The sequence below is a fragment of the Streptomyces sp. NPDC046870 genome (genome assembly GCF_040704595.1).
Taxonomy (GTDB): Bacteria; Actinomycetota; Actinomycetes; order Streptomycetales; family Streptomycetaceae; genus Streptomyces; species Streptomyces argyrophylli.
This window is the reverse complement of sequence record NZ_JBEYXM010000012.1, coordinates 186,060-211,990: the sequence shown is the minus strand read 5'-3', so window position 1 is coordinate 211,990 and position 25,931 is coordinate 186,060. Positions and strand designations below refer to the sequence as shown.

Below are 25,931 nucleotides of genomic sequence, written 5' to 3'. Positions count from 1 at the left end.
GGGCGCCCCGGAGTGTCAGGGGCGCGGCCTCAGCGGGTCACCTCGTCACCTCGTGGCGCGCGTCCGCCACGCAGTGCGTCATGGTGAGGCCCTCGACGTCCCGCGGCGGGTTCTTGCCGAGGTTCGCCAGCCGCTCCTTGTCCTCCTCGGTGAGGTCCTGGCTGGCCAGCGGCTCCAGGTCGGCGACGTCCTCCGGACGGATGCCGAGGCCCTCGCCGACGCGCAGCCCCAGGTCGTTCTCCACCAGCAGGAAGTGCCAGACCATCCGCTCCTGGATCGACCGGTCGCACCGGGAGAGCTGACCGGTCAGGTTCCGCACCAGGTCGTCGCGCTCCCACTGCTCCATCAGCAGGTACCGCTGGCCCGCCTGGAGGTAGTCGTTGGTACGGGGGATGCGCTTGCGGGTGAGCCGGCCGCGGATCTCCGGGCCCTGCTCGTCGTGCGCCGGGTACTCCGCCTCGCGCAGGCCGCCCCGGATCGACGGCTCGTAGTTGACGCTCGGATTCTCCCCGCCGCCGTCGACGTGGTACGTCATCAGCCCGTCGCGCTGATTGGTGCGCACGTGGGCGTTCTTCGCGTGGTTGACCGGCAGCTGGAGGTAGTTCGGGCCGACCCGGTAGCGCTGGGTGTCGCTGTAGGAGAAGGTCCGGCCGACCAGCATCTTGTCGTCGGAGAAGTCCAGGCCGTCGACGAGCACGCCGGTGCCGAAGGAGATCTGCTCGTTCTCCGCGAAGAAGTTCTCCGGCATCCGGTCCAGCACCATCCGGCCCACCGGCTTCGGCGGGAACTCCTGCTCCGGCCAGGTCTTGGTGTCGTCCAGCGGGTCGAAGTCGAGTTCCGGGTGCTCGTGGTCCTCCATGACCTGCACGAGCAGTTCCCACTCGGGGTACTCGCCCCGCTCGACGGCCTCGTACAGGTCCTTGGTGGCGTGACCGAGGGAGCCGGCCTGCACGTTGGCCGCGTCCTCCTCGGTCATCGAGCGCACGCCCTGCCTGGGCATCCAGTGGTACTTGACGAGCACGGTGTTGCCCTCGGCGTTCACCCACTTGTAGGTGTTGACGCCGAAGCCCTGCATGTGGCGGTAGTCGGCGGGGATGCCGCGCGGGCTGAACAGGTTGACCAGCATGTGCATGGCCTCCGGCGTCTGCGACATGAAGTCGAAGATCCGGTTCGGCTTCTGCTCGAAGTCCACCGGGTCCGGCTTCAGGGCGTGGATGACGTCCGGGAACTTGATGGCGTCCCGGATGAAGAAGACGCCCAGGTTGTTGCCGACCAGGTCCCAGTTGCCGTCCTCGGTGTAGAACTTGACGGCGAAGCCGCGCGGGTCGCGCGCCGCCTCCGAGGAGTCACGGCCGCCGATGACGGTGGAGAAGCGCACGGCGACGTCGGTGCGCTTGCCGCGTTCCTGGAACAGCTTCGCGCGTGTGTAGCGGGCGATCGGCTCGTCGCCCCAGGCGCCGTACGCCTCGAAGAAGCCGTACGCCGTGACGCCGCGGGCGTGCACCACCCGTTCCGGGATGCGTTCGCGGTCGAAGTGGCTGATCTTCTCCAGGAACTGGTAGTTCTCCAGCGTCGCGGGCCCACGGGCGCCGACAGTGCGCTGGTTCTGGTTGTCGTGGACCGGGTGGCCCTGCCGGTTGGTCAGGATCCTCCGGTCGTCCCCGGGGGCGGGACCCGTGCCTGCTACGTCAGTCATGTCGAGGGCTCCTAGAGACGGGAAAGGCGGTACGACAAGCGTCGCCACGACCACCGGCCGAGTACCCGAAGGCGCGCGGCCATGCCCGTGCCGAACCCCCGTACGGCTCTCGGGCGCGAAAGAGGCGCGGACACGCCCACCGGACCGCCGTATAGGGCAAAAGGCTGAAAAACCATAACTTGCATGTTTACGGCGCCGTTTCCTTCCGTGCGGGTGAGTGCCCGCAACCGTGTCTGGAAGGGCTGGGAACCGATGAAACGGGCTACCCGAAACAGTGTGATCGCCATCGCCGCCGCGTCCGGCGCGATGGCAGTGGCGGGACCGGTGCACGCCGACTCCGCCGCGGACGGGTCCGCGGGCGGCTCGCCCGGGCTGATCTCGGGCAACGGCATCCAGTTGCCGGTGCACCTCCCGGTCAACGTCTGCGGGAACACCGTGAACGTGGCGGGGCTGCTCAACCCCGCCATGGGCAACACGTGCGCCAACAAGGGCGGCGGCCAGGCCGGGGAGAAGGAGCAGGCCGCGGAGCCGAGCGGGGCGACGGCCCACGGCCGCACACAGGACTCGCCGGGCCTGGTCTCCGGCAACGGCATCCAGTTGCCGGTCGACGTGCCCGTCAACGTCAGCGGCAACAGCGTGAACGTGGTCGGTGTCGGCAACCCCGTCTTCGGCAACACGTCCGTGAACGCCCCCGAGGAGCCCGGCCGGACCACCCCGCCCAAGCCGCCCACGCGGGTCACCCCGCCGCCGGTGCGTTCCGAGCCCCCGCGGCCTCAGGAACCGCCCGCCACCCACCCGGCGCCGCGGCCGACCCCGCCCGTCGTACGGCACGAGCCGCCCGGGACCCTGGCGCACACCGGAGCGGAGAACACCTGGGCGGCGGCCGCCGCGAGCCTGGCCTCGGTGATGGGCGGCACGCTGCTGTACCGCCGCTTCCGCACGAGGAGGCCCGGCCCGGAGGCCTGAGCCCGGACGCGGCGGGGCCCGGCCGGGCGCCCGGCCGGCGGCCGTCCCCGGCCACGCTCGGACCGGTGACGGCCGGGCGGGCCCGGGGGCCGTCGACGCGTGCGCCGCGCGGTCGGAGGGCCGGCGGGTGGTGGCCGTCCGGCCCGTGTGCTCGGGCGCCGCGGGGACCGTGGCCGCGCCCTCCGGGACGGCCGACGCCCCCGCGGGCCGGTTCACCACCCGGTGAGCAGCACGTGGTTCAGCAGGAGTGCGAGCGCCGCCTGGGCGGTGAGCCAGCCGCGTGGGCGGGTGAGGAACGCGCAGGCCGGGAGCAGCCACATCGCGAAGGGCAGCCAGATGCGCTCGGTCTCCGCCTTGCTCATGCCGGACAGGTCGGCGACCAGCAGGGCGACCAGGGCCGCCGCGACCAGGAGGGCGAGCCGGGACTCGGCGGAGGCGGCCGCGCGGCGGCGGGCGAGGGACACGCCCGTCCGCCGTACCCCCGCCGCCGTGGCCAGACCGGTGATCAGCGCCGTGCAGGCCAGGTTGGCCCACACCCAGTAGCCGTAGGGGCGGATGCCGCCGACGCCCTGGTAGTAGCGCGTCACCAGCAGCCGGTACCCCTCCCACCAGTCGAACCCGGCCAGCGTGAACACCGTCGGGACGACCGCCAGCCCGGCCAGGAAGAGGACGACCGGGAGCGGTCGCGGCCGGCGCCGTCCCGCCACCAGCACCGCCGCCCCGATCAGCGCGAAGAGCGTCAGGCCGTACGAGAGATAGCAGGTCAGGCCGTACAGCAGCCCGCTGCCCGCCGCCCAGGCCACGGACCGTCCGGTGACCGCCAGGGCCAGCAGGGCCACCGACCAGGCGGCGACCGCGGCGAAGTAGCCGTCGGCCGAGGCCCCCACCCACACGGCGGCCGGGGCGAGGACGAGGAACGGCGCCGCCCGCCGGGCCAGGCGCTCGTCGGCCAGTGCCCGCACCGCCACCAGCACCGCCACGCAGGCGGTCGCGCCCACGGTGACGCACCAGGCACCGGCCCAGCCGCCGCCGCGCAGCCCGGCCCGGTCCAGCAGGACGAAGGTGACGGTGGCCGCCGGGGGGTGCCCGGCGACGTGCGCGGGCCAGGGGCCGGGGGAGCCGCTGACGATGTGGTGGGTGAAGTCCCGCAGCGCGGCCGGCAGGTCGTGGAAGCGGCCGATCACCGTCAGGTACTCGTTGCGGGTGGTGAGCCGCTCCGCCACACCCCGCCGCCAGCCGTCGACCAGTGCCAGCGACCACGTCCAGGCCAGTGCCGCGGCCCAGGCCGCGAGGAGCAGCCCCCGCCACGGCAGCCGTGCGGCGACGGCGGGCCCGTACACCACCACGGCGACCGCCACCAGGACGGCGGCCGGGGTGCCCGGGCCCACGTGCGGGTCCCACTCGGCGAGCAGCGGCGGCCAGTGCACGAAGAGGGTGCGCCGGGTGTCCTGGATGTGCCGGCCGACCAGCACGGCGACGAGGACGAGCAGGGCGGCGGCCGACGCGGCACAGAGATCGGCGCGCAGGCCGGCGTACCGGTCACGGAGGGGAGGCTGGGTCACACCGGAACGCTAGGGCGGCGACCGGGGGAACGAGGACACCGGCGGCCCGACGTCAGCGTTTCGTCATGGGTCGCGCCCCCGCTCGGCGGTGGTTCCGGCCTACCGTCGACACCATGCGAGACGACGACCCGCGGCTTCCCTCCTCGCCCGGCTTCTGGCGCAGCCCGCTGCGCGGTCCGTGGTTCACCTCGGTGCTCGGCGTCGTGCTGCTGGTGGGCATCACGGTGCTGTTCGTGACGGGTCTGGTGTCCTACGCCGCCTACAACCCGGGCCTCGCACGGGTGAACGACCAGACACCGGACAAGGGGATCCTGGGGTTCTACCTCTTCGCCTGGCCGACGGACCCGTACTGGCTGTACCGGCTCACCCAGGGCCTGCACGTCACCCTCGGCATCGCCCTGATCCCGGTGCTGCTGGCCAAGCTCTGGTCGGTCGTGCCGAGGCTGTTCGCCCTGCCCCCGGCCCGCTCGCTCGCCCACGCCCTGGAGCGGATCTCCCTTCTCCTGCTCGTCGGCGGCGGGCTGTTCGAGTTCACCACCGGCGTCCTGAACGTCCAGCTCGACTACGTCTTCCCCGGCTCCTTCTACCCGCTGCACTTCTACGGCGCCTGGGTCTTCTTCGCCGCGTTCGTGGCGCACGCTGCGCTGAAACTGCCGACCGCCGTACGCAGCCTCCGCCGGCGGCGCGAGGAGCGCGGGGAGCGGGTGTCCCGCGCGCCGGAGCCGGGGGAGCTGGTGTCCCCCCGCCCGCTGCCGCCGACCGTGTCCCGGCGCGGGGCACTGTGGTTCGTCGGGGGTGCCTCGCTGCTGCTCCTCGTCACCACCGCCGGCCAGAGCATCGGGGGCGTGCTGCGGCGCACCGCCCTCCTCGCGCCGCACGGCGGAGCCGACCCCGGCGGCGGGCCGAACGGCTTCCAGATCAACAAGACGGCCGCCTACGCCGGGATCGACGCGGCGGAGACCGCCGAGGAGGCATGGCGGCTCGTCGTCACCGGCCGCACCGGAACGGTCCGTCTCAGCCGCGCCGAGCTGCTGCGCATGCCGCTGCACAGCTCGGCGCTGCCCATCGCCTGCGTCGAGGGCTGGTCGACGGACGACCAGTGGTGGCGCGGGGTCCGGCTGCGCGACCTGGCCGCGCTCGTCGGGTACGACGATCCGCCGGACCTGTTCGTGGAGTCGCTCCAGCGGCGCGGGGCCTTCCGCCGGGCCGCCCTGCGCGCCAACCAGGTGGCCGACCCGCGCTCCCTGCTCGCCCTGTACGTCAACGGCGAGGAGCTGTCCCCCGACCACGGCCGTCCGGCGCGGATCATCGTGCCCGCGGCGCCCGGGGTGCTCAACACCAAGTGGGTGGCCCGGCTGACCTTCGGAGCGCTGTGATGCGCCCGCGCCCGGCCCTCGGCAGCCCCTTGCAGATCCTGCTGCTGGCCTGCTCGTTCGCGCTGGCCGGCTATGCGGGCGTGCGGCTGTTCGCGGGCGACTGGCAGGCCGTGGCGCTCTGGCTGGTGGGCGCCGCCCTGCTGCACGATCTCGTGCTGCTGCCGCTGTACGCGGTGGCGGACCGGGCGGTCGTCCGCGCCCTGGGCGCCGCCGGGCGGCGGGAGCGGACCATGTACGTCCGGGTCCCGGCCGCCCTGTCCGGCCTGCTGCTGCTCGTGTGGTTCCCGCTGATCACCGGCATGGTGGACCGGCCCTACCGGTCCGCCACCGGTCTGTCGGCGGACGGCTTCCTCGCCCGCTGGCTGCTGATCAGCGCGGTGCTGTTCGCCGGTTCGGCGCTGCTGCTCGCGCTGCGGGGGCTGCGACTGCGCAGGGCGGCGAAACGGCGCCGGCCGGTCGTCCACTGACCGACGGTCCGCCAGCCGGCCCGGCCCGCGTACCGCAGCAGGGCCGGGGTACCGAGCCGCGCCCACGGAAAGGCGCCGTCGCCGCCCGTCTCCATGCCGGTGCCGTCGACGACCCGCACCTCGGACCGTTCGTCGACGTCCACCGCGGCCGTCTCGGCGATCAGCAGGCCGCCGGGCCGCAGCAGCCGGGCCACCCGGTCCAGCAGGGCGCGCGGGTCGCCCCCGATGCCGACGTTGCCGTCCATGAGCAGCACGGTGTCCCAGCGCCCCTCGCCGGGCAGCGGCTCGAACACCGAGCGCCGCAGCGCCTGGCCGCCGAGCCGCACGGTGTGGTCGACGGCGGCCTCGCTGACGTCGATGCCGAGGACGGTACGGCCCCGGGCGGCGAGCTCCGCCACCAGCCGCCCCGGTCCGCAGCCGACGTCGAGCACGGCGCCCTCGCACCGGTCCAGCACCGCCCGGTCGACCGGGTCCGCCCGCGCGCACCAGCGCTCGACCTCCAGCGGCAGCAGCCATCCGTCGGTCCGGCGCAGGAACAGCGGGCCGCGCCCGGTGCGCAGGGCGGCGGCGTAGGGACCGGGCCCGCCCCAGGGCACGACCGGCGGGGTGCTCATCGCCCGGTCCCGGACCCGGTGGTGTGCGTGGTGCACCGGGCCAGCCGGGCGGCGAACCGGCCGTGCGGCGCCCGGGCGGCGACCGCCACCGCGTCGGCGGCCGTGTCCACGTCCCGCAGCCGGGGCAGTGCGCGCACCCGCAGTCCCGCGGCCTCCAGCCGCCGCCGCTGGACGGCACCCGTCCACGGCGTCGACATGGGCACGCCGCGCAGCAGCGCCGGGTCCGGCTCGGCCAGTCCCAGCGCCCAGAAGCCGCCGTCCTCCGCCGGACCGAAGTACGCGTCGTATCCCGCGAAGTCCACGGTGAGCAGCTCCGGGGTCACCTGCGGGGTGTCCATGCCGACGAGCAGGGCGGGACCGGAACACCGCGCGAACGCGTCGGCCAGCCGCAGGTCCAGCCCGCCCGCGCACTGCGGCACGACGTCGAAGCCGGGCGGCAGCCAGGGACCGGGGCTGCCGTCCAGCACCAGGACGCGCCGGGTCGCGGGGGCCGCCGCGACGGCCCGCAGGGTGTCGGCGAGCGCGGCCTCGGCGAGCGCCGCGGCCTCCGCCGGGCTGAACGGCGGGGTGAGCCGGGTCTTGACGCGACCCGGCAGCGGCTCCTTGGCGATCACGAGCAGCGTGGTCACGGTGCGGTCCTCCCGCCGGCCGGCGGCTCGGCCAGGACGCGGCTCATGTCCCGCACCGCCTGCCAGGTGCCGCGCCAGGTGCCCGTGACCTTGGAGGCGCCTGCGCGGGGCAGGTACGGCACGTCGTGCTCGGCGATCCGCCAGCCCGCGTCGGCCGCGCGCACCACCATCTGGAGCGGATAGCCGCTGCGCCGGTCGCTCAGGCCGAGCGCGAGCAGCGGCTCCCGGCGGGCGGCGCGCAGCGGGCCGAGGTCGTGCAGCCGCAGCCCGGTGCGGCGGCGCAGCAGCCGCGCGAGCGCGAAGTTGCCGGCCCGGGCGTGCGCGGGCCAGGCGCGCGGGGTCCGCGCCCGCCGCCGTCCCAGGACCAGGTCGGCCCGGCCGTCGAGGACGTCCCGGACGAAGGGCACGAGGTGCCCGGGGTCGAGGGAGGCGTCGCAGTCGCAGAAGCAGACGACGTCGGCGGTGGCGGCGGTCAGCCCGGCGTGGCAGGCGGCGCCGAAACCGCGCCGCGGCTCGTGCACGACGGTCGCGCCGAGGGCGCGGGCGAGGTCCGCCGAGCCGTCGGTGGAGCCGTTGTCGACCACGAGGGCGCGCCAGCCCGCCGGGATCCTGGCGAGCACCCAGGGCAGGGCCTCGGCCTCGTCCAGGCAGGGCAGCACCACGTCCACGCTCGCCGCCGATGAGGGGGATGAGGGGGTCACGCCGTTCACCCTACGAATGCGAACCGGGCATATCGGGCCGGCGCTGCTTACGAAACGCGGACGTCCGGGCCGGGACCGGGCCAGGGGCGCGACGCCCGACGCGGCCGGTGCCAGGCTGGAGGCATGCAGCAGCCGCACCTGCCCGCCGGGCGCCCGGTCACGGACGGGACCGCACTCCGCCCCGCCGCACCGGATCCCGTGTCCCTCCCCGGTACCGCCCGGATCCTGGTCGTGGACGACGACGCGACCGTCGCCGAGATCGTCGCCGGATACCTCGGCCGCGCCGGCTACGTGGTCGACCGCGCCGCCGACGGCCCGGCCGCCCTCACCCGTGCCGCCGCCCACTGGCCGGACCTGGTGGTGCTGGACCTGATGCTGCCCGGCATGGACGGACTCGAGGTCTGCCGGCGGCTGCGCGCACGGGCCCCCGTCCCCGTCGTCATGCTCACCGCCCGCGGTGACGAGGACGACCGCGTCACGGGCCTGGAGGTCGGCGCCGACGACTACGTGACCAAGCCGTTCAGCCCCCGCGAACTGGTCCTGCGGGTACGGTCGGTGCTCCGCCGCGCGCTGCCCGGCACGGGCACCGGTCCGCTGGCCGCGGCCGGTGTCACCGTCGACCCGGCCGCTCGCCGCGCCACCCGGAACGGCACCGAACTCGCGCTCACCCTGCGGGAGTTCGACCTCCTCGCCTTCTTCCTGCGACACCCCGGAAGGGCCTACAGCCGGGAGGACCTGATGCGCGAGGTGTGGGGCTGGGACTTCGGCGACCTGTCCACGGTGACGGTCCACATCCGCCGGCTGCGCGGCAAGGTCGAGGACGACCCCGCCCGGCCGCGCCTGATCCAGACCGTGTGGGGCGTCGGCTACCGCTTCGAGCCGAGCGGCGCGGAAGGAGAGGGCTGACGTGCGCGACACCGTCCTCATCGCCCTGCTCGCCTTCGGCGGGGCCGCCGTCACGGGTCTGGCCGGGGCGGCCGCGCTGCGCATGCTGCGGCGCCGCTCGCTCACCGTGTCCCTCGCCGTGATCGCGGCGGTCGGCGTGGGCGGCGTGCTGGCCGGCACCCTCGCCGTCGCCCGGGCGATGTTCCTGTCCCCCCACGACCTGAGCGTGGTGACGATGGTCGTCGCCATGGCGGCCGTGGTCTCCCTGGCGACCGCACTGGTACTGGGCCGCTGGGTCGTCGCCCGCAGCCATGAACTCGCCATGGCGGCACGCTCGTTCGGCGAGGCCGGCGACTTCGCCGCCCCCGCGGGCCCGGCCACCGCCGAACTGGCCGGACTGAGCCGCGAACTGGCGGCCACCAGCGCCAGACTCGCCGAGTCCCGGGAACGGGAACGCCTGCTGGAGACCTCGCGCAGGGAACTCGTCGCCTGGATCTCCCACGACCTGCGCACCCCGCTCGCCGGTCTGCGCGCCATGTCGGAGGCCCTGGAGGACGGCGTCGCCGACGACCCCGGCCGCTATCTGAAGCAGATCCGCACCGAGGTCGAGCGCCTCAACGACATGGTCGGCGACCTCTTCGAACTCTCCCGCATCCACGCCGGCACGCTCCCGCTGAGCCCGTCCCGGATCTCGCTCCACGACCTCGTCGGCGACGCCCTCGCGGGAGCCGACCCGCTGGCCCGCGCCCACGGCGTACGGCTGGTCGGCGACCGGGTGGAGCCGGTCCCGGTCGAGGTCGACGCCAAGGAGATGAGCCGCGTCCTGGGCAACCTGCTGGTCAACGCCATCCGCCGGACGCCCGCCGACGGCACCGTCGCCGTCGCCGCCGGGCGCTCGCCCGACGGTGTGGTGCTCTCCGTGACGGACGGCTGCGGCGGCATCCCGGAGGAGGACCTGCCCCGCGTGTTCGACACCGGCTGGCGCGGCACCCACGCCCGCACCCCGCCGGCCGGCGCGGGTCTGGGCCTCGCCATCGTGCGCGGAATCGTGGAGGCCCACCGGGGCCGGGCCACCGTGCACAACATCCCCGGCGGCTGCCGCTTCGAGGTCACACTCCCGGCGGCCCTCTAGGGAGAGCCGCACCGGCCCCGCTCACCGCGAGGCCGCGAACTCGCGCATGCCCTCCTGGAAGCCGACCTCCGGCTTCCAGCCCAGTTCGGCCCGCAGCCGGGAGGAGTCGGCGGTGATGTGCCGTACGTCGCCCAGGCGGTACTCCCCGGTGACGACCGGCGCGGGACCGCCGTGGGCGCCGGCCAGCGCGCGGGCCATCTCCCCGACGGTGTGCGGCTCGCCGCTGCCGGTGTTGTACGCGGTCAGCGCGCCCGGCGCGGACCCCGCCTCCAGCGCGACGACGTTGGCCGCGGCCACGTCCCGCACATGCACGAAGTCCCGGCGCTGCCGCCCGTCCTCGAAGACGCGGGGCGCCTCACCCCGGGCGAGCGCGGACCGGAAGAAGGAGGCGACGCCGGCGTACGGGGTGTCGCGGGGCATCCGGGGTCCGTACACGTTGTGGTAGCGCAGCGACACGGCCCAGCCGCCGGTCGACCGGGCCCAGGCGGCGGCCAGGTGCTCCTGCGCCAGCTTGGTCGTGGCGTACACGTTGCGCGGGTCGGCCGGCGCGTCCTCACCGACCAGCCCGGGCGTCAGCTCCGCGCCGCACACCGGGCACCGCGGCTCGAACCGGCCCGCGTCCAGATCGGCGACGGCCCGCGGGCCCGGCCGTACGACCCCGTCGCGCGGGCACACGTACCGTCCCTCGCCGTACACGACCATCGACCCGGCCAGCACCAGGCGCCGTACCCCGGCCCCGGCCATGGCCGTGAGGAGCACGGCGGTGCCCAGGTCGTTGCGGGAGACGTACTCCGCCGCGTCCGCGAACCCCGCTCCGAGCCCGACCATCGCGGCCTGGTGACAGACGGCGTCCACACCGGCCACGGCGCGCGCGACCGCCGCCGGGTCACGCACGTCGGCGGCCGGGTCCGAGCGCACGTCGAACACGACCGCCTCGTGCCCGCGCGCCGCCAGCGCCGCGCACACATGAGACCCGATGAACCCGGCGCCGCCGGTGACCAGTACCCGCATGCCCCCACGCTAGGCCCGCGGCCGCACCGGGCCGCAAGGCCGCGCCCGCACGTCACGACTCCGTAAGACGGGCGCGGAACGGCCGGCGTCGAACCGGGAACCCGCGTCAGCCCCGCTGCGCGGCGATCATCGCCTTGTACCAGTGGTAGCTGTCCTTCGGCGTGCGTCGCTGGGTGTCGTAGTCGACGCGGACGATCCCGAAGCGCTTGTCGTAGCCGAGGGCCCACTCGAAGTTGTCCAGCAGCGACCAGACGTAGTAGCCGCGGACGTCGACGCCGGCGTCCATCGCGGCGCGCAGCGCGGTGAGGTGGTCGCGCAGGTAGGCCACCCGGTCGGTGTCGTGCACCGCGCCGTCGGCGGAGGGCGTGTCGTCCTCCGCCGAGCCGTTCTCCGTGATGTGGACCGGCGGCAGCGCGTCGCCGTACCGCTCCTTGAGCTGGACCAGCAGGTCGGTGAAGGAGCCCGGGACCACCGGCCAGCCCATCGCCGTGCGCCGCACGTCCGGCAGCCCGACCTCCGTGTAGCGGTTGTCCGTGGCCACCCGCCGGGCCGGGTCGGCCTCGCGGTGCGGGGCGTCGGCGACCACGATGGGCCGGTAGTAGTTGACGCCGAGGAAGTCCAGCGGGCGGGAGATCAGTTCCAGGTCGCCGTCCCGCCGGAAGTCCGCCCCGGTGATCAGTTCGCCCCAGGTCTCCTCCTCGGTGGCCGGGTAGCGGCCCGCGAGGATCGGCTCGGTCCACACCAGGTTGTGCTGGGTGTCGGCGCGGACCACGGCCGCGAGGTCGGCGGGGGAGTCGCCGGCCGGCAGGTTGCGGTCGAGGTTGAGGGTGATGCCGACCTCGCGCACCCCGGCCGCCCGCAGCGCCCCGACCGCCAGGCCGTGGCCGACCAGCAGGTGGTGGGCGGCGGCCAGCGCGCCCCGGCCCTCCTGGGCGCCGGGCGCGTGCCGGCCCACGGAGTAGCCGAGGAAGGCGCTGCACCACGGCTCGTTGAGGGTGATCCAGCGCGGCACCCGGTCGCCCAGGTGCCCGGCCACGACGGCGGTGTACTCGGCGAACCGCTCCGCCGTCTCCCGCACCCGCCAGCCGCCCCGGTCCTCGAGCGCCTGCGGCAGGTCCCAGTGGTACAGGGTGGCGGCCGGTTCGATGCCGGCGGCGAGCAGCTCGTCGACGAGCCGGGAGTAGAAGTCCAGCCCCTTCGGGTTCACCGGGCCGGAGCCGTCGGGCACGATCCGCGGCCAGGCGATGGAGAAGCGGTACGAGTCCACGCCCAGGTCGCGCAGCAGCGCCACGTCCTCCCGGTAGCGGTGGTAGTGGTCGCAGGCCACGTCTCCGGTGTCGCCGTTCGCCGTCCGGCCCGGCGTGTGGCTGTAGGTGTCCCAGATCGACGGCCCGCGGCCGTCCTCCCGGGCCGCGCCCTCGATCTGGTACGAGGCGGTCGCGGCGCCGAAGACGAAGCCGGGCGGGAAGCCGGGGAAGCCGCTTGTGTCGGGGAAGTCAGTCATGGAGGCCGTTTCCAGGGATGCTGGGGGGGCGGGTCACTTGACGGAACCGCCGGTGATGCCGGCGGCGATGTACTTCTGGGCGAGGACGAGCAGGATCGCCGCCGGCACCGCGGACAGCACGGAGGCGGCCATCACCGAGCCCCAGTCGCCGACGTGGGCCCCGATGTACTGGTAGATGCCCAGCGTGACCGGCTTGACGTCGTCGGTCGTGTTCAGCGTGAGCGCGAACATGAAGTCGCTCCACGAGAAGAGGAAGGCGAACAGCCCCGACGTGATCAGCGAGTTGCGGCTCATCGGCAGGACGACCCGCAGGAACGTCCGCACCGGTCCGGCACCGTCCATCTGCGCGGCCTCGATCACCTCACCCGGGATCGACACCATGAAGGACCGCATCAGCACGATCGAGAACGGGATGCCGAGCGAGGCGTCCGCCAGCATCAGCCCGAAGTAGGAGTTGACCAGGCCGAGGTCGACGTACGAGTTGTAGAGCGCGTTGGCGATGACGATGCCCGGCACCATCTGGGTGATCAGCGTGCCGAAGACGATCGTACGGGAGCCCCGCAGGCCGAACCGGGCCAGCCCGTAGGCCGCCGGGGCGGAGACCGCGAGGCAGATGACGACCGCGCCGAGCGAGACGGCCAGCGAGGTCAGCAGGTGACCGCCCTGGTCGTCCAGGGCCTTGGAGAAGCCGGACAGGTCCAGGCCGGCGGGCACCGGGTCGACCTGGAGCAGACCCGAGGCGGGCTGGAGCGCGGTGTTGAGCATCCAGTACAGCGGGAACAGCATCACGCACAGGATGAGCACACCGGCGAGGGTGGAACCCCAGCGGCGCCCGGATGTCGTGGGCGTGCGAGCGGCCATGGACGTCACTTCCCCTCGGTGCGGTTGGCCCGCAGGTAGAACACCGCGAAGACCGCGGAGACAAGGATGAGTACGTTGCCGACGACCGCGCCCGCGCCGAAGTCCAGCCGTACGAAGGAGTTCTGGTAGGTCAGCGTGCCCAGGGTCTGGGTGGCGTCGGCCGGACCGCCGTCGGTGAGCGCGAGGATCAGGTCGAGGATCTTCACCGTCGACATGAAGCCGAGCACGAGGACGACGGTGATCACCGGCCTGAGCTGCGGCAGGGTGATGGAGCGGAAGGTCCGCCAGGCCGAGGCGCCGTCCAGGGCGGCCGCCTCGTACAGCTCCTTGGGGATCTCCTGGAGACCGCCGTAGAGGATGACCATGTTGAACGGGATGCCGATCCAGATGTTGACCAGGATCACCGACAGCAGCGCCATGCCGGGACTGGTCAGCCACGGGGTGTGACCGCCGAGGCCGAGCGTGTCCAGGAACGAGTTCAGGACGCCCGTGTCCTGGTCGAGGATGCGGCGCCACACGATGCCGGACACCACCATGGGCACCAGCCAGGGCAGCAGGATCAGCGACCGCAGGACACCGTTCAGCGGGAAGCGGCGGCCGAAGAACACCGCGAGCGCGAGCCCGATGCAGAACTGGCCGAGCAGCGACCCGGCGGTGAAGACCAGGGTGTGCCAGAGCGCCTTGCCGAACAGCGGGTCCCGGAACACGTTCGACCAGTTGTCGGCGCCGTTGAAGGGCGCGTCGCCGGTGAAGAACGTCTTCGGTGTGAAGTGCTGGAAGCTCATCACGACGTTGCGGACGAGCGGGTAGCCGAAGAACAGCAGCATGAAGACGACCGCGGGGGCGACGAACCCCCACTGGGCCAGTCTGCGGCGGCGGCGCAGCCGGGCCGGGTCCGGCGCGGTGGCCGTCCGGGACGCCGTCCCGGGCGCCTGGGCGGTGACGATGGACGTGGTCATGGTGGCTTACCTCAGTTCCCGCTCGTGGCCCGCTGCTGGGCGCGCTTCAGGGCGGCCTCGCTGGACTGGCCGGTCAGGGCGGACTGGAAGGCGCTCTGCAGGGCGAGCGACACGCTCGGCCAGCCGGCGCCGAGCTTGGCGGTCCGGGACCGGGCGGCGGCGACCTGGTCGGCGAGCGCGTCCAGCTCGGGCACCCGGGTGCGCCACACGGCGGCGGCCTTGGCGTTGGCCGGGACCATCCAGCTGTTGAGCGCGTAGGTCAGCTGTTCCTTCCGGCTCGCCAGACAGGCGACGATCTCGCCCGCCCGCCTCTCCCGCGCCTCGTCGCCGGTGTTGGGCACGGTGAGCACGGCACCGCCGAGCGGGCCGACGGAGGGCGCGCCCGGCCGGGGGACCGGGATCTTCGCGATGCCCCAGTGCAGCGACTTCTTGGTGTTGAGCGTCTCTACCTGCCAGGGGCCGTTGATCATCATCGCCGCGTTGCCCGCCATGAACTGGTCGTTGACGTCCGCCTGCGTCCAGCTGACCGTCGACTTCGACAGCGAGCCGTCCGCCAGCAGGGTCTTCCAGTAGTCGAGCGCGCCGGCGACCTGCGGGCTGTCCAGCCTGGTCTCGTCGCCGCCGTTGGACCACATGAACGGCGTGAACTGGAAGACGCCGTCCTCCGCGCCGCCCGCGCTGAGCGCCAGCCCGTACCGCTTGCCGCCGGTGAGCTTCCTTGCGGCCTCGCGCAGCTCGTCCCAGGTGGTGGGGACCTTCACACCGGCCCGGTCGAGGACGTCCTTGTTGTAGAACAGCGCCAGGGTGTTCACCGACCGGGCCGCGCCGTAGTACGTGCCCTTGTACGAGCCGAAGTTCACGATGCCCTGGGGGATGTCCCGGGTGCTCAGGCCGAGCGTCCTGAGGTCCACCAGGCCGCCCGCCTCGGCGAACGTCGGCATCTCCGAGGCGTCGAACTGGACGATGTCGGGCAGCGACTTCGAGGACGCCATGCGCAGCGCCTTCGTCATCACCTGCGCGGCCGGGACGCTCTGCTGCTCGATGGTGACGCCGAGCTGCTCGCCGCAGCGGCCCATCGCCTCGGCGTCCCAGCGGTGGTAGGTCTCGTCGGTCGACGAGTTCATCACGGTGAAGACGTCGCCGTCACGCTGCTGACCGCATCCGGTCAGGGCCGCCCCGGCGACCAGGACCGACACGGCGGTGAGTGGTGCCACGGCCCTGCGGGAGCGTCCCCGGCGCCGGGCGACCGGGGACCTCTCGGGAATGCGATTGAAGCGCTTCGACATGCTGCGGCCCTTGCTGTCGTGTGCCCGGCTTCGTCGCCGGGTCTTTTGTTTGGCCTGATGACTAATACGTCAATCCCGCTGTGTCACGCTAGACCCCCACACGTGTTCGTTCGGTTACGCAATGAAGTCACATGCGATTGCTCGGCAGAGAAAACGCAGGTCACGATTGGTGATTGCCGTGCGACGGCCGTGTGACGGCAATTTCCGCTGTGTACGATCAACCCGCCGGGCGACAGCCTCAGCCGTCCCCGCCGAACAGCCCCGCTCCCCCGAGGAAGACCATGAAGTTCACCAACGGGTTCTGGCGCATCCGCGACGGTGTCCAGGTCGCGTACGCCACCGAGGCGCGTGACGTGCGCGTCGAATCGAAGCGCTTCACTGCCTATGCCTCCGTGCAGAAGGTGACGCGCAGAGGGGACACGCTCAACGCGCCGCTCCTCACCGTCGACTGCTTCTCACCCGCCGAGGGCGTCATCGGCGTGCGGGTCACCCACCACGCCGGCACACGCCGTCCCGGACCGGACTTCGCCCTCGCGGCCGAGCCCGGCGGGGCGGGCGAGGTCCGCCGGGACGGCGCCGTCACCGAGCTGACCAGCGGCCCGTTGACCCTGCGCCTGGACCGGGCCGCCCCGTGGTCGCTGACCTTCCACGACGCGGACGGGCGGGAGCTGACCCGGGCGGGCCGCAAGGGCACCGCGTTCGCCACCACCGACGACGGCGCCCACCATGTCCTCACCCAGCTCGCGCTCGGCGTCGGCGAGCAGATCTACGGCCTCGGCGAGCGCTTCACGCCGTTCGTCAAGAACGGCCAGGTGGTCGACATCTGGCAGGCCGACGGCGGCACCAGCAGCGAGCAGGCCTACAAGAACATTCCCTTCTACCTCTCCTCCCGCGGCTACGGCGTCTTCGTCAACCACCCCGGCGCGGTCTCCTTCGAGGTCGGCTCCGAGGCCGTCGGGCAGGTGCAGTTCAGCGTCGAGGACCAGACGCTGGAGTACTACGTCGTCGCCGGCCCCACCCCGAAGGACGTGCTCACCCGCTACACCGGCCTCACCGGCCGCCCGGCGCTGCCGCCCGCCTGGTCCTTCGGCCTGTGGCTGACCACGTCCTTCACCACGGACTACGACGAGCAGACGGTGACGTCCTTCGTGGACGGCATGGCCGAGCGCGGCATCCCGCTGTCCGTCTTCCACTTCGACTGCTTCTGGATGCGCGAGTACCAGTGGTGCGACTTCCAGTGGGACCCCGAGGTCTTCCCCGACCCCGAGGGGATGCTCGCCCGGCTGAAGGCCAGGGGCCTGAAGGTCAGCGCCTGGATCAACCCGTACATCGCGCAGAAGTCCCCGCTGTTCGAGGAGGCCGCCGCGCTCGGGCACCTGGTGCGCCGGCCGGACGGCGACGTGTGGCAGTGGGACCTGTGGCAGGCCGGCATGGGCCTGGTCGACTTCACCAGCCCCGACGCCCGCGCCTGGTTCCAGTCCAAGCTGAAGCCCCTGCTGGACCAGGGCGTGGACTGCTTCAAGACGGACTTCGGCGAGCGCGTCCCCACCGACGTCGTCTGGCACGACGGCTCCGACCCGGAGCGGATGCACAACTACTACACCCACCTGTACAACCGGACCGTGTTCGAACTCCTCGAGAAGGAGCGCGGACAGGGCGAGGCCGTGCTCTTCGCGCGCTCCGCGACGGCGGGCGGCCAGCAGTACCCCGTGCACTGGGGCGGCGACTGCTGGTCGTCCTTCGAGGCCATGTCCGAGTCGCTCCGGGGCGGCCTGTCGCTGTCGCTGAGCGGCTTCGGGTTCTGGAGCCACGACATCGGAGGCTTCGAGGGCACGCCCGACCCGGCGGTCTTCAAGCGCTGGCTGGCCTTCGGCCTGCTGTCCTCCCACAGCCGGCTGCACGGATCGTCGTCCTACCGGGTGCCGTGGGCGTTCGGCGAGGAGGCCGTCGACGTCGCCCGGCGGTTCACCCTGCTCAAGCACCGCCTCATGCCCTACCTGTACGGCGCGTCCGCCGAGGCCCACCGCACCGGTGTCCCCGTGATGCGGCCCATGGTCCTGGAGTTTCCGCAGGACCCGGCCTGCCGCCCGCTCGACCGCCAGTACATGCTGGGCGCCGACCTCCTGGTCGCCCCGGTGTTCAGCGAGGACGGCGAGGTGGAGGTCTACCTCCCCGAGGGCACCTGGACCCACCTCCTCAGCGGCGAGCGGGTCACCGGCCCGGTGTGGCGCACCGAACGGCACGGCTACGACAGCCTCCCGCTCTACGTCCGCGAGGGCGCCGTACTGCCGCTGGCCACCGACGACCAGCGCCCCGACGGCGACTGGCTCGACGACCTGGTCCTGCTGGTCCACCCGTCGCACACGCAGACGTACACCCGCCAGGTGAGCGTCCCCGACCTGACGGGGGCGACGGCCGCGGTGTTCCACGTCCGCCGGGACGGCGACCTGCTGCGTGTCACCGCGGACGGCACCGACCGCCCCTTCACCGTGCGCGTCGCCGGCGGGGCCGGCGCCGCGGGCACGGGCGAGGTGACGGTCCCGCTGCGCTGAGCGGCGCGCCGCGGGCGGATCCACGGCGGCGGTGACCCGGACAGCGGCCACCGCCGCCGGGTCACTCCGGGTGCCCGGGGAGGCTCTGTTCGACCCAGACGGTCTTGCCGTCCTCGGTGTAGCGGGTGCCCCACCGTTCCGAGCAGCGGGCGACGAGCAGCAGCCCCCGGCCGCCCTCGTCGGTGGTGCGGGCGTGCCGCAAGCGCGGCGAGGTACTGCTGCCGTCGGAGACCTCGCAGGTCAGTACGTGGCCGCGGATGAGGCGCAGCCGCACCGGGGGCCCGGCGTAACGGATGGCGTTGGTGACGAGCTCACTGGCTATCAGCTCGGTGGTGAACGCCGCCTCCGCCATGCCCCACGCCGTGAGCTGCCGGGCGACGAGCGACCGGGCCCTGGCGACCACGGACGGATCGCCCGGCAGGTCCCACGACACGACCCGGTCCGGCCCCAGCGCGTGCGTGCGCGCGATCTGGACGGCGGCGTCCTCCTGGGGAGTGCGGGGAATCAGTGCCTCGGTCACCCTGGCGCACGCCTGGCGGGCGGAGCCGGAGAACCCGGCGAGGAGACCGGCCAGGCGTGCGCGGCCAGGGTCCCCCGGACACCGCTGGAAGAGGCCCGGCGTGTACAGGGCGAGCAGCGAACCCTCGGGAAGGCCGATGTCGGCCTTCTCGAACGGCTCACCGGCGCGGGCCAGGGCGGCGCCGAGCGGCGGGTCCAGCGGCACCGTCGTGCCGTCGGGGCACACGATCACGGGCCCGGGGTGCTCCGCGCTGGAGACGGAGCAGCGCCGCGACACGGGGTCGTAGACCAGGTACAGGCAGGTGGCGCCCGTCTCGTCGCCCCCGGCGGAGCCCGGCACGTCCCGCGCCCGCCCGTCCCCGGCCCCGGTGCCGTCGGCGGCGTCGAGCCGGCGCACCAGGTCGTCGAGCCGGGCGAGCAGTTCGTCCGGCTCCAGGTCCAGGTCCGACAGGGTGTGCACCGCCGCGCGCAGCCGTCCCGCGGCGGCGGCGACCTGTACGCCGTGGCCGGGCACCCGGCCCGCGACGAGGGCCACCCGCGCCCCGGAGAGCGCGATCGCGTCGACCCAGTCGCCGCCGGAGCCCGCGTGCACGTACTCGTGCGCCACGTCGAGGGCGTGGTCAGGGGGGAGTCCGCCCGGACGCAGGGCGTGCCGCAGGGCGGTCAGGGAATGGCGCTCCCGCAGGTACCGGCGGCTGTTGTCGAGGCACGCCGCCGTACGCAGCGCGAGTTCTCCGGCCAGGGTCAGATCGTCGCGCTCGAACGTCCTGCGCCGCCCCCAGCGGCAGAACGTGGCGAGCCCGAGGGCACGGTGCTGGGAGAGCAGCGGTACGAGCATCAGGGAGTGGACCTTCTCCGCGGGCGCCCGCAGGCTGTGCAGCGCCCGCTGTCCGAGGGGGCTGAGCGGATCGACCATGCGCGGCTGGAGATCGGTGAGGGCCTCGGCGGCGGCCACCGGAGGCAGGGCGTCGTCCTCGTCGCAGGCCGTCCAGGGTTCCGGGTCGTCCCGGGACCGGCAGGCCGCCCGGCGCAGCACGGTGTCGCCCCGTACGGGACCGGGTCGCAGGTCCTCTCCCGCCAGGACAGGCTCCACCACCTCCACGGCCATGGCGTCCGCCAGCCCGGGCACGGACACCTCCGCGAGACCCCGGACGGTGTCGAGCACGTCGAGGGTGGAGCCGATCCGTGTGCCGGCGCGCGCGAGCACCTCCAGCCGCTCCTGCGCCAGGTGGCGGTCGGTGACGTCGACGGTGGCGTCGGCGACGCCCAGGAGCCGGCCGTGCTCGTCCTGCAGGGGGAAGACGGAAGCCGAATAGACGTGCTCGTGCTCGGGATCCCCCGGCGGGCGCAGGCGCTTCTCGACACCGATGACCGGCCGGCGCGTGGCGAGCACCTTCTCCATCACGCCCTCCACCGACTCCGTGGGGAAGTCGGGCCACACCTCCGTGGGGCGTCTGCCGACGGCTTCCGCCGCACGGACGCCCCGCATGCCTTCCGCGGCCGGGTTGAACCGGACGATCCGCAGATCGGGATCGAGGAGGTACAGACCCGCGGGTGAGACGGTGAAGAGCGTCTCCAGGAGGGCGTGGTCGAGTGCGGCGGCCGGGCTCGCCTCTTCCACGGGGGTGAGGGTCACCGCCCACTGGCTCCCCGCCGCGTCCTCGCGCGCGCGGCGGACGGTGAGCCGGCAGGGCAGGATGCCACCGTCCTGGCAGCGCAGTGGTACGGCGGTGTCACCGAAGGGGTGCGCGGTGGTGCCGGCACCGATGAGCAGGTCGGCCACCGGGCGGCCCACCACGGCACCGGCCGGGTAGCCCAGCAGCCCTTCGGCCGCCGGACTCCACTCGACCACCGTGCCCCGCTGGTCCATGACCATGTGGGCCCGGTTCTCCGCCGGGACGCCGTCGTGGGGGTCACCGTGGTGGGTGGCACGAGATGCGCCCATGGTCCTCGGCTCTCACTTGCCCCAGAGCTCGGTACGCCCCTCAGTCTCCTCCCGGACGGGCGTCCGCGACATCGGAGCCGCCGGCCGGTCCGGGCCGCGGCCCGCAGGCGCTCTGCCGTCCGCCGGGGCGGGCGTGGACCCGGACGCCCGCTCCGGACGGCCGTCACCGGGTGGCCGCAGCCGAGGACGAGGTGGGCCGGCGGGTACCCGGCCTCGCCGACCTGAGCGGCGCGGCGGCCGGCCCGGACGACGGTGAAACCGGACGTGCCGGACCGGGGCCGGCTGGTGGTCGCGTGCGGTCCGGCCTGGTGAGTGCCGGACCGCGAGCCCAACGGGGGGCGACCGCGCCAGGCGCCGCGTCAACCGCCCAGGTGACCCGCGCGGGTTGACCCGCCGTTACGAGAGGACCGTCACCGTCCTCGCTGTCGGTTGCGGGGTTGTTCGCGGAACGTTTCCGTCTTTTGTTGACTATTCAGCCATGTGCCGGACCGCAGGACCGCCGGGATGCCGGGGACGGACGGGTGGAAATAGGATGGCCGTAGCGACGGTGCACGGAACCGCGTGTCCACGGCAGTGGGCCTGGAGGTGCACGATGAGCGACCCCACCGGCATCCACCCCGACCGGCTCCTCAGTTCGGCGGGGACCGCCGGTCGGACAGGGGCGTGCGCACCGTCCCCGGCTGCTCGCGCACCTCGCTCGTGGCCCACCGGATCCGGCACGGGATCCGCGGTGCCGGGCAGGGGGTCCGCCCCGGCGACGTCTGCCGGCGACGGCGCGAACTCCTCGATCCCGGCCTGACGTTCCGGGACACGCGGACCCGAAGGTCCCGAGCCGAGGCGGAGGTGCTTGAAGATGCCGTACCAGACGGCGGTCACCGTCCAGGCCGCCCTGCCGCCGGACCGGGTCGCCGAGGTGCGGGAACTGCTGCACGAGGCCGGGCGGAAGACCACGGCCGGTGAGCTGTTCCCCTTCGCCGAGATACCCGGCGTGCACTTCGCGCGCGTCGTCCTCGTACCCGGGGGACCCGGCGGGGCCACGGCGGGCATGCCGCCCAGCGTCGTGTACATGAGCGAGGTGGACGGGCCCGCCGAGGCGCACCTCGCCGATCTCGTCCGCGCGGCGGGCGACGGCCTGGACCGGGTGTTCGGGCACTGCGCCGGATACCCGGCAGGCGGCTCCCCGGACGCCGCGCGGACCGACTGGCTGCGCGCCCATGCGGTGCCCTGCGCCGCGTTCTACGTCAACACCGTCGGCAGGGGGCGGCAGCAGATCGAACAGGAGGCCCTGCTGCGCGAGGTGATCGAGGACTTCCTCGACCGGAACGGACCGGCTCTGGCCGGCAGGAGCCCCGTGGAGATCAGGGCCGCCGTCCAGGAGTACGTCGAAGGCCGCGAGGACCTCGCCTGGGCCCGTACCGGACCCCCGCCGCCCCCGCTCGGGTGGCGGATCCGCCGGGCCGCCCACCTGGTCGGGGTTCCGCTGGCCGCCCTGGCGCTGCTGCCGCCGCTCGCGGTCGCCCTGCCGGTCTGGGCCGTCCTGCTCAGGCGGCACGAACGCCGCGACGTCCCCGACCGCGCCCGCCCGAGCCACGACCGCATACGCGAACTGGCGGGCTGCGAGGACTTCGTGGCGCAGAACCCGTTCACCGCCGTCGGCTCCGTCAAGGCCGGCCCGTTCCGGCGGCTCACGCTCACCGCCGTCCTGTTCGCCGTGGACTACGGCGTCCGCCACGTCTTCGACCGGGGGAACCTCGCCGGGGTCAAGACCATCCACTTCGCCCGCTGGCTGTTCGTCGACGGGAAACGGCGCGTGATCTTCGCCAGCAACTACGACGGCAGCCTGGAAAGCTACATGGACGACTTCATCGACAAGGTGGCCTGGGGACTCAACGCCGTCTTCAGCAACGGCCGCGGCTATCCGCGGACCCGGTGGCTCGTGCTGGACGGCGCCAGGGACGAGCAGGCCTTCAAGAACTACCTGCGGTGCCACCAGGTGCCGACGCAGGTCTGGTACTCCGCGTACGACACCTCCACCGCCCACGACCTCGACATCAACGCCCGCATCCGGGCGGGCCTCTTCGGGCACCTCGGCCCCGCCGAGACGGAGGCCTGGCTGGCCCTGTTCTGAAGGGCTCGAAGGAAGGGTGACACCATGACGCCGCCGCTGGAACTCGACGACATCCAGGGCCTGGTCACCCGCGGCTACCGCACCCTGGCCTCGGCCTGCTTCCTGGTGCTCGCCGCCGCCGGGCCGGCGGCCGGCGCCCGTGCCGCACTGGGCCGGCTGGCACCCCGGGTGGCGAACAGCTGCTCCGACCCGGCGGACACCGCCGTCCATGTGGCCCTCACCTCGGACGGCCTGCGGCGCCTCGGAGTGGAGACACCGGAGCCGGACGGGTTCCCGTACGAGTTCGTCGCAGGCATGACCGACCCCGACCGCAGCCGCTTCCTCGGGGACGTCGGGGAGAACGCGCCCCGGCACTGGCGGTGGGGCGGCCCGGCCGGCCCGCCGGTGCACGTCCTGGTGATGCTCTACGCGCGCGACGGGCAGCGGCTGCGGCAACTGGAGGCCGAGACACGCCACGAGGTCCTGACGCCCGGCGCGTTCACCGAGACCGTACGGCTGGGCACCGCCGAGCTGACCGACCACGAGCCCTTCGGCTTCCGCGACGGCATCTCCCAGCCCCTCGTCGAAGGTCTGCCCAAGGCCACGGCGGCAGCCGGCGACGCGGACACGGACCCCGGACAGCAGGTCGTCAGGGCCGGGGAGTTCCTCCTCGGCTACCCCAACGAGTACGGGCTGCTGACGGACCGCCCGCTGCTGCCGACCCGCCGCGACCCCCTCGGCGTGCTGCCCCGCGCCCCCGAGGGCGGCGCGGACTTCGGGCGCAACGGCAGCTACCTGGTCTTCCGGCAGCTCCACCAGGACGTCGAGGCCTTCCGGGACTACCTCGAAGCGGAGACACGCCGTCCCGACGGCAGCAGCGACCCCGCCGCACAGGAGGCGCTCGCCGCGCGCATGGTGGGACGCTGGCCCGGCGGCGCCCCCCTGGTCCGGGCACCCGAGCACGACGACCCCGCACTGGCCACGGACAACGGCTTCGGCTACCACGCCACGGATCCGGCCGGTCTGCGCTGCCCGCTCGGCGCCCACATCCGCCGCGCCAACCCCCGCGACTCCCTCGACCCGCGTCCCGGCTCCGCCGATTCGGTCGCCGTCGGACGCCGCCACCGGCTGCTGCGCCGCGGCCGGCCCTACGGCCCCGACGGCGCGGGGGACGGCCCGGACGCACACGGGCTGCACTTCCTCGCACTGAACGCCAACATCTCCCGCCAGTTCGAGTTCATCCAGCACACCTGGCTCGACAACCCGAACTTCAACGGACTGCACGACGGCCCCGACCCGATCGTCGCGCCGCGCCAGGAACGCCGCGCGACCTTCACCGAACAGGGCAGGCCCTTCCGCACCCGCCACGTCGGCCTGCCGCAGTTCGTCACCGTGCGGGGCGGCGCCTACTTCTTCCTGCCGGGGCTGAAGGCACTGCACTACCTCTGCACGGCCGTACCCGAGGACGGACGGCAGTGAACGCCGGGCAGCGCCTCAACGACGCGGTCCTCGGATGCGTCCTGCTGGAGCGGCGCATCGACCCCTACGTGCGCCCCCTGTTCGACCGGACGCTGCTGCGTCCCCTCCAGGCCGCGGTGCAGTGGTGCGTCAACGTACGCCGCCGGGACGAACACCTGGGCCTCGCCGAAGAGCGGGCCGTGCCGGGCGAGGCGGCGGTCGCCGAGGCCATCGCCCAGCAGATGGCCCGCTTCGTCCGGCGCCAGTACCGGCCGGGTCAGGCCCAACGGGCCGGCAACACCAAGACCTACGGGGTCGTCCACGCGGACTTCACCGTCCGCGACGACCTGCCCGCACGGCTGCGCCACGGCGTGTTCCGCACCCCCGCCACCTACCGCGCCTGGGTCCGCTTCGCGGGTCCCGGCCCCCTCGCGCCGCCCGACATCAAGGACAACGGCATCCTCAGCATCGGCGTCAAACTCCTCGGCGTCGACGGCGAGAAGCTGCTCGACGACGAGCGGTGGACCCAGGACTTCACCGGCATCAGCGCGCCGACCTTCACCACGCCCGACGTCGTGGAGAACCTCCGGCTCCAACGGCACGTCTTCGCGGGCACCCCGGTCCTGTACTTCCTCGACCCCTCCCACCCGCACCTCTGCGACATGATCATGCAGGGGCTCTACGCGAAGACCCAGACCAGCCCGCTGGAGGCCCGCTACTGGAGCTGCGCACCGTATCTGCTCGGGGCGGGCCAGGCCATGCAGTACTCCCTCGTGCCCCGCGAGGCGACCCGCAGCCGGGTGCCCCGGCACCCTCCCGACGACTACCTGCGGCAGGCCCTGGCCGCCGCACTGCGGGAACGCGACGTCTGCTTCGACTTCCTGGTCCAGGTGCAGACCGACGCCCACCGGATGCCGGTCGAGAACGCGTCCGTCGTATGGCCCGAACGCCTCTCGCCGTTCGTGCCGGTGGCCACCCTGCGCCTGCACCGGCAGGAGTGCGATCCGGCCGGCCAGTTCGCCCGCGCCGACCGGCTGTCCTTCAACCCCTGGCACGCCGTGCCCGAACACCGGCCGCTGGGCAACCAGAACCGTGCCCGCCGCACGATCTACCTGCGGCTCGCGCGGCTCAGACAGTCCATGAACGGCACGCCGCACCAGGAGCCCGGAGAGGAGGAATGACGGGCCGGCGGCCGCCCGCGGCCCCGACGCGCACATCGGGACCGCTTCCCATATCGTAGGAAACGAGGGCGCGAACATCCTCCGGATGCACGCCTGGAAGGGACGCTGAGATGGACGTGCGGACAGCCGCGCGCCGTTCTCTGGCCGTCATCCGACTGGTGAACGGCGCAGCGGCGCTGCTGACCCCGCGAGTGATGGCCCGCCGTCTGGGCGCGGACCCCGCACAGCCCGCCCTGGTCTACGTGCTCCGCATGTTCGGGGTGCGCACCGTGGTCATCGGCGCCCGGCTCCTCTGCCCCGCGGACCCGGACGAACGCGACCGCGAGCTGCGGACCGGCACGCTCATCCACGCGAGCGACGCCCTCGCGGCCGCCTGCGCCGGGCGCGAGGGCCTGCTGCCGCGCCGCATGGCCACCGCGGCCACGGCCATCTCGACGCTCAACGTCGCCCTGACACTCGTCGCCCGGGGAGGGTCCTGCCGGCTGCCGGACGTCCGCTGATGCCGCAGCCGCCGCGCCGG

General features: G+C 73.6%; 20 protein-coding genes. 9 read left to right on the top strand and 11 right to left on the bottom strand.

All coding sequences use genetic code 11. The features are described 5' to 3' along the window. Window positions 1-37 precede the first annotated feature (37 nt). The gene (locus AB0946_RS25205) at window positions 38-1,696 is read right to left on the bottom strand and encodes a catalase (protein ID WP_366762922.1); all 1,659 of its coding nucleotides are present in this window, start codon (window positions 1,694-1,696) and stop codon (window positions 38-40) included. A 276-nt stretch (window positions 1,697-1,972) separates the two neighbouring features. Here AB0946_RS25205 and AB0946_RS25200 point away from each other — a divergent pair, with 276 nt between their 5' ends. After that, a complete protein-coding gene (locus AB0946_RS25200; protein ID WP_366762921.1) occupies window positions 1,973-2,662 on the top strand; it encodes a chaplin in 690 nt (229 codons plus the stop codon). A 212-nt stretch (window positions 2,663-2,874) separates the two neighbouring features. Here AB0946_RS25200 and AB0946_RS25195 read toward each other — a convergent pair whose 3' ends face one another. Next, on the bottom strand, window positions 2,875-4,224 hold the full coding sequence (locus tag AB0946_RS25195) for a hypothetical protein (RefSeq protein WP_366762920.1): 1,350 nt from the start codon (window positions 4,222-4,224) through the stop codon (window positions 2,875-2,877). 113 nt (window positions 4,225-4,337) lie between these two features. Here AB0946_RS25195 and AB0946_RS25190 point away from each other — a divergent pair, with 113 nt between their 5' ends. Next, entirely contained in the window at window positions 4,338-5,600 is a 1,263-nt protein-coding gene (locus tag AB0946_RS25190; protein ID WP_366762919.1) for a molybdopterin-dependent oxidoreductase, read from the top strand. A 313-nt stretch (window positions 5,601-5,913) separates the two neighbouring features. On the opposite strand, the gene AB0946_RS25185 is transcribed toward AB0946_RS25190, so the two are convergent. The 3 genes from AB0946_RS25185 to AB0946_RS25175 are packed head-to-tail and all read right to left on the bottom strand — an operon-like array spanning window position 5,914 to window position 8,011. Next, window positions 5,914-6,681 carry a class I SAM-dependent methyltransferase gene (locus AB0946_RS25185; protein ID WP_366762918.1) on the bottom strand — a complete coding sequence of 256 codons (768 nt, stop codon included), beginning with the start codon at window positions 6,679-6,681 and terminating at the stop codon, window positions 5,914-5,916. After that, window positions 6,678-7,310 carry a DUF2064 domain-containing protein gene (locus AB0946_RS25180; protein ID WP_366762917.1) on the bottom strand — a complete coding sequence of 211 codons (633 nt, stop codon included), beginning with the start codon at window positions 7,308-7,310 and terminating at the stop codon, window positions 6,678-6,680. The genes AB0946_RS25185 and AB0946_RS25180 overlap by 4 nt, the downstream gene beginning before the upstream one ends. Further along, the gene (locus AB0946_RS25175; RefSeq protein WP_366762916.1) at window positions 7,307-8,011 is read right to left on the bottom strand and encodes a glycosyltransferase family 2 protein; all 705 of its coding nucleotides are present in this window, start codon (window positions 8,009-8,011) and stop codon (window positions 7,307-7,309) included. Before AB0946_RS25175 ends, AB0946_RS25180 begins: the two co-directional genes overlap by 4 nt. Before the next feature lie 123 nt (window positions 8,012-8,134). Here AB0946_RS25175 and AB0946_RS25170 point away from each other — a divergent pair, with 123 nt between their 5' ends. Further along, on the top strand, window positions 8,135-8,917 hold the full coding sequence (locus tag AB0946_RS25170; RefSeq protein WP_366762914.1) for a response regulator transcription factor: 783 nt from the start codon (window positions 8,135-8,137) through the stop codon (window positions 8,915-8,917). Window position 8,918: 1 nt separating this feature from the next. Further along, window positions 8,919-10,028, top strand: coding sequence for a HAMP domain-containing sensor histidine kinase (locus AB0946_RS25165; RefSeq protein WP_366762913.1), 1,110 nt, complete (start codon window positions 8,919-8,921; stop codon window positions 10,026-10,028). 21 nt (window positions 10,029-10,049) lie between these two features. On the opposite strand, the gene AB0946_RS25160 is transcribed toward AB0946_RS25165, so the two are convergent. The 5 genes from AB0946_RS25160 to AB0946_RS25140 form a co-directional block, all read right to left on the bottom strand. Then, window positions 10,050-11,039 (bottom strand): NAD-dependent epimerase/dehydratase family protein, encoded by a 990-nt coding sequence (locus AB0946_RS25160; RefSeq protein ID WP_366762912.1) that lies wholly within the window; start codon window positions 11,037-11,039, stop codon window positions 10,050-10,052. 106 nt (window positions 11,040-11,145) lie between these two features. After that, window positions 11,146-12,543: a GH1 family beta-glucosidase gene (locus AB0946_RS25155; RefSeq protein WP_366762911.1), complete on the bottom strand. Its 1,398-nt coding sequence runs from the start codon at window positions 12,541-12,543 to the stop codon at window positions 11,146-11,148. 33 nt (window positions 12,544-12,576) lie between these two features. After that, the gene (locus tag AB0946_RS25150) at window positions 12,577-13,404 is read right to left on the bottom strand and encodes a carbohydrate ABC transporter permease (RefSeq protein WP_366762910.1); all 828 of its coding nucleotides are present in this window, start codon (window positions 13,402-13,404) and stop codon (window positions 12,577-12,579) included. A 5-nt stretch (window positions 13,405-13,409) separates the two neighbouring features. Next, the gene (locus AB0946_RS25145; RefSeq protein WP_366762909.1) at window positions 13,410-14,363 is read right to left on the bottom strand and encodes a sugar ABC transporter permease; all 954 of its coding nucleotides are present in this window, start codon (window positions 14,361-14,363) and stop codon (window positions 13,410-13,412) included. Between the two features lie 11 nt (window positions 14,364-14,374). Next, window positions 14,375-15,649, bottom strand: coding sequence for a sugar ABC transporter substrate-binding protein (locus AB0946_RS25140; RefSeq protein WP_366762908.1), 1,275 nt, complete (start codon window positions 15,647-15,649; stop codon window positions 14,375-14,377). Window positions 15,650-15,930: 281 nt separating this feature from the next. Between AB0946_RS25140 and yicI the strand changes: the two genes are divergently transcribed. Next, the gene (yicI, locus tag AB0946_RS25135; protein WP_366762907.1) at window positions 15,931-18,201 is read left to right on the top strand and encodes an alpha-xylosidase; all 2,271 of its coding nucleotides are present in this window, start codon (window positions 15,931-15,933) and stop codon (window positions 18,199-18,201) included. 61 nt (window positions 18,202-18,262) lie between these two features. On the opposite strand, the gene AB0946_RS25130 is transcribed toward yicI, so the two are convergent. Beyond that, window positions 18,263-20,665 (bottom strand): SpoIIE family protein phosphatase, encoded by a 2,403-nt coding sequence (locus AB0946_RS25130; protein WP_366762906.1) that lies wholly within the window; start codon window positions 20,663-20,665, stop codon window positions 18,263-18,265. 853 nt (window positions 20,666-21,518) lie between these two features. Between AB0946_RS25130 and AB0946_RS25125 the strand changes: the two genes are divergently transcribed. From AB0946_RS25125 to AB0946_RS25110, 4 genes are all read left to right on the top strand, one after another. Next, a complete protein-coding gene (locus AB0946_RS25125) occupies window positions 21,519-22,793 on the top strand; it encodes a hypothetical protein (RefSeq protein ID WP_366762905.1) in 1,275 nt (424 codons plus the stop codon). Window positions 22,794-22,817: 24 nt separating this feature from the next. Then, the gene (locus AB0946_RS25120) at window positions 22,818-24,251 is read left to right on the top strand and encodes a Dyp-type peroxidase (protein ID WP_366762904.1); all 1,434 of its coding nucleotides are present in this window, start codon (window positions 22,818-22,820) and stop codon (window positions 24,249-24,251) included. Further along, window positions 24,248-25,411: a catalase family protein gene (locus tag AB0946_RS25115; RefSeq protein WP_366762903.1), complete on the top strand. Its 1,164-nt coding sequence runs from the start codon at window positions 24,248-24,250 to the stop codon at window positions 25,409-25,411. Before AB0946_RS25120 ends, AB0946_RS25115 begins: the two co-directional genes overlap by 4 nt. A 110-nt stretch (window positions 25,412-25,521) precedes the next feature. Then, window positions 25,522-25,911 carry a hypothetical protein gene (locus AB0946_RS25110; RefSeq protein WP_366762902.1) on the top strand — a complete coding sequence of 130 codons (390 nt, stop codon included), beginning with the start codon at window positions 25,522-25,524 and terminating at the stop codon, window positions 25,909-25,911. Window positions 25,912-25,931: the final 20 nt, after the last annotated feature.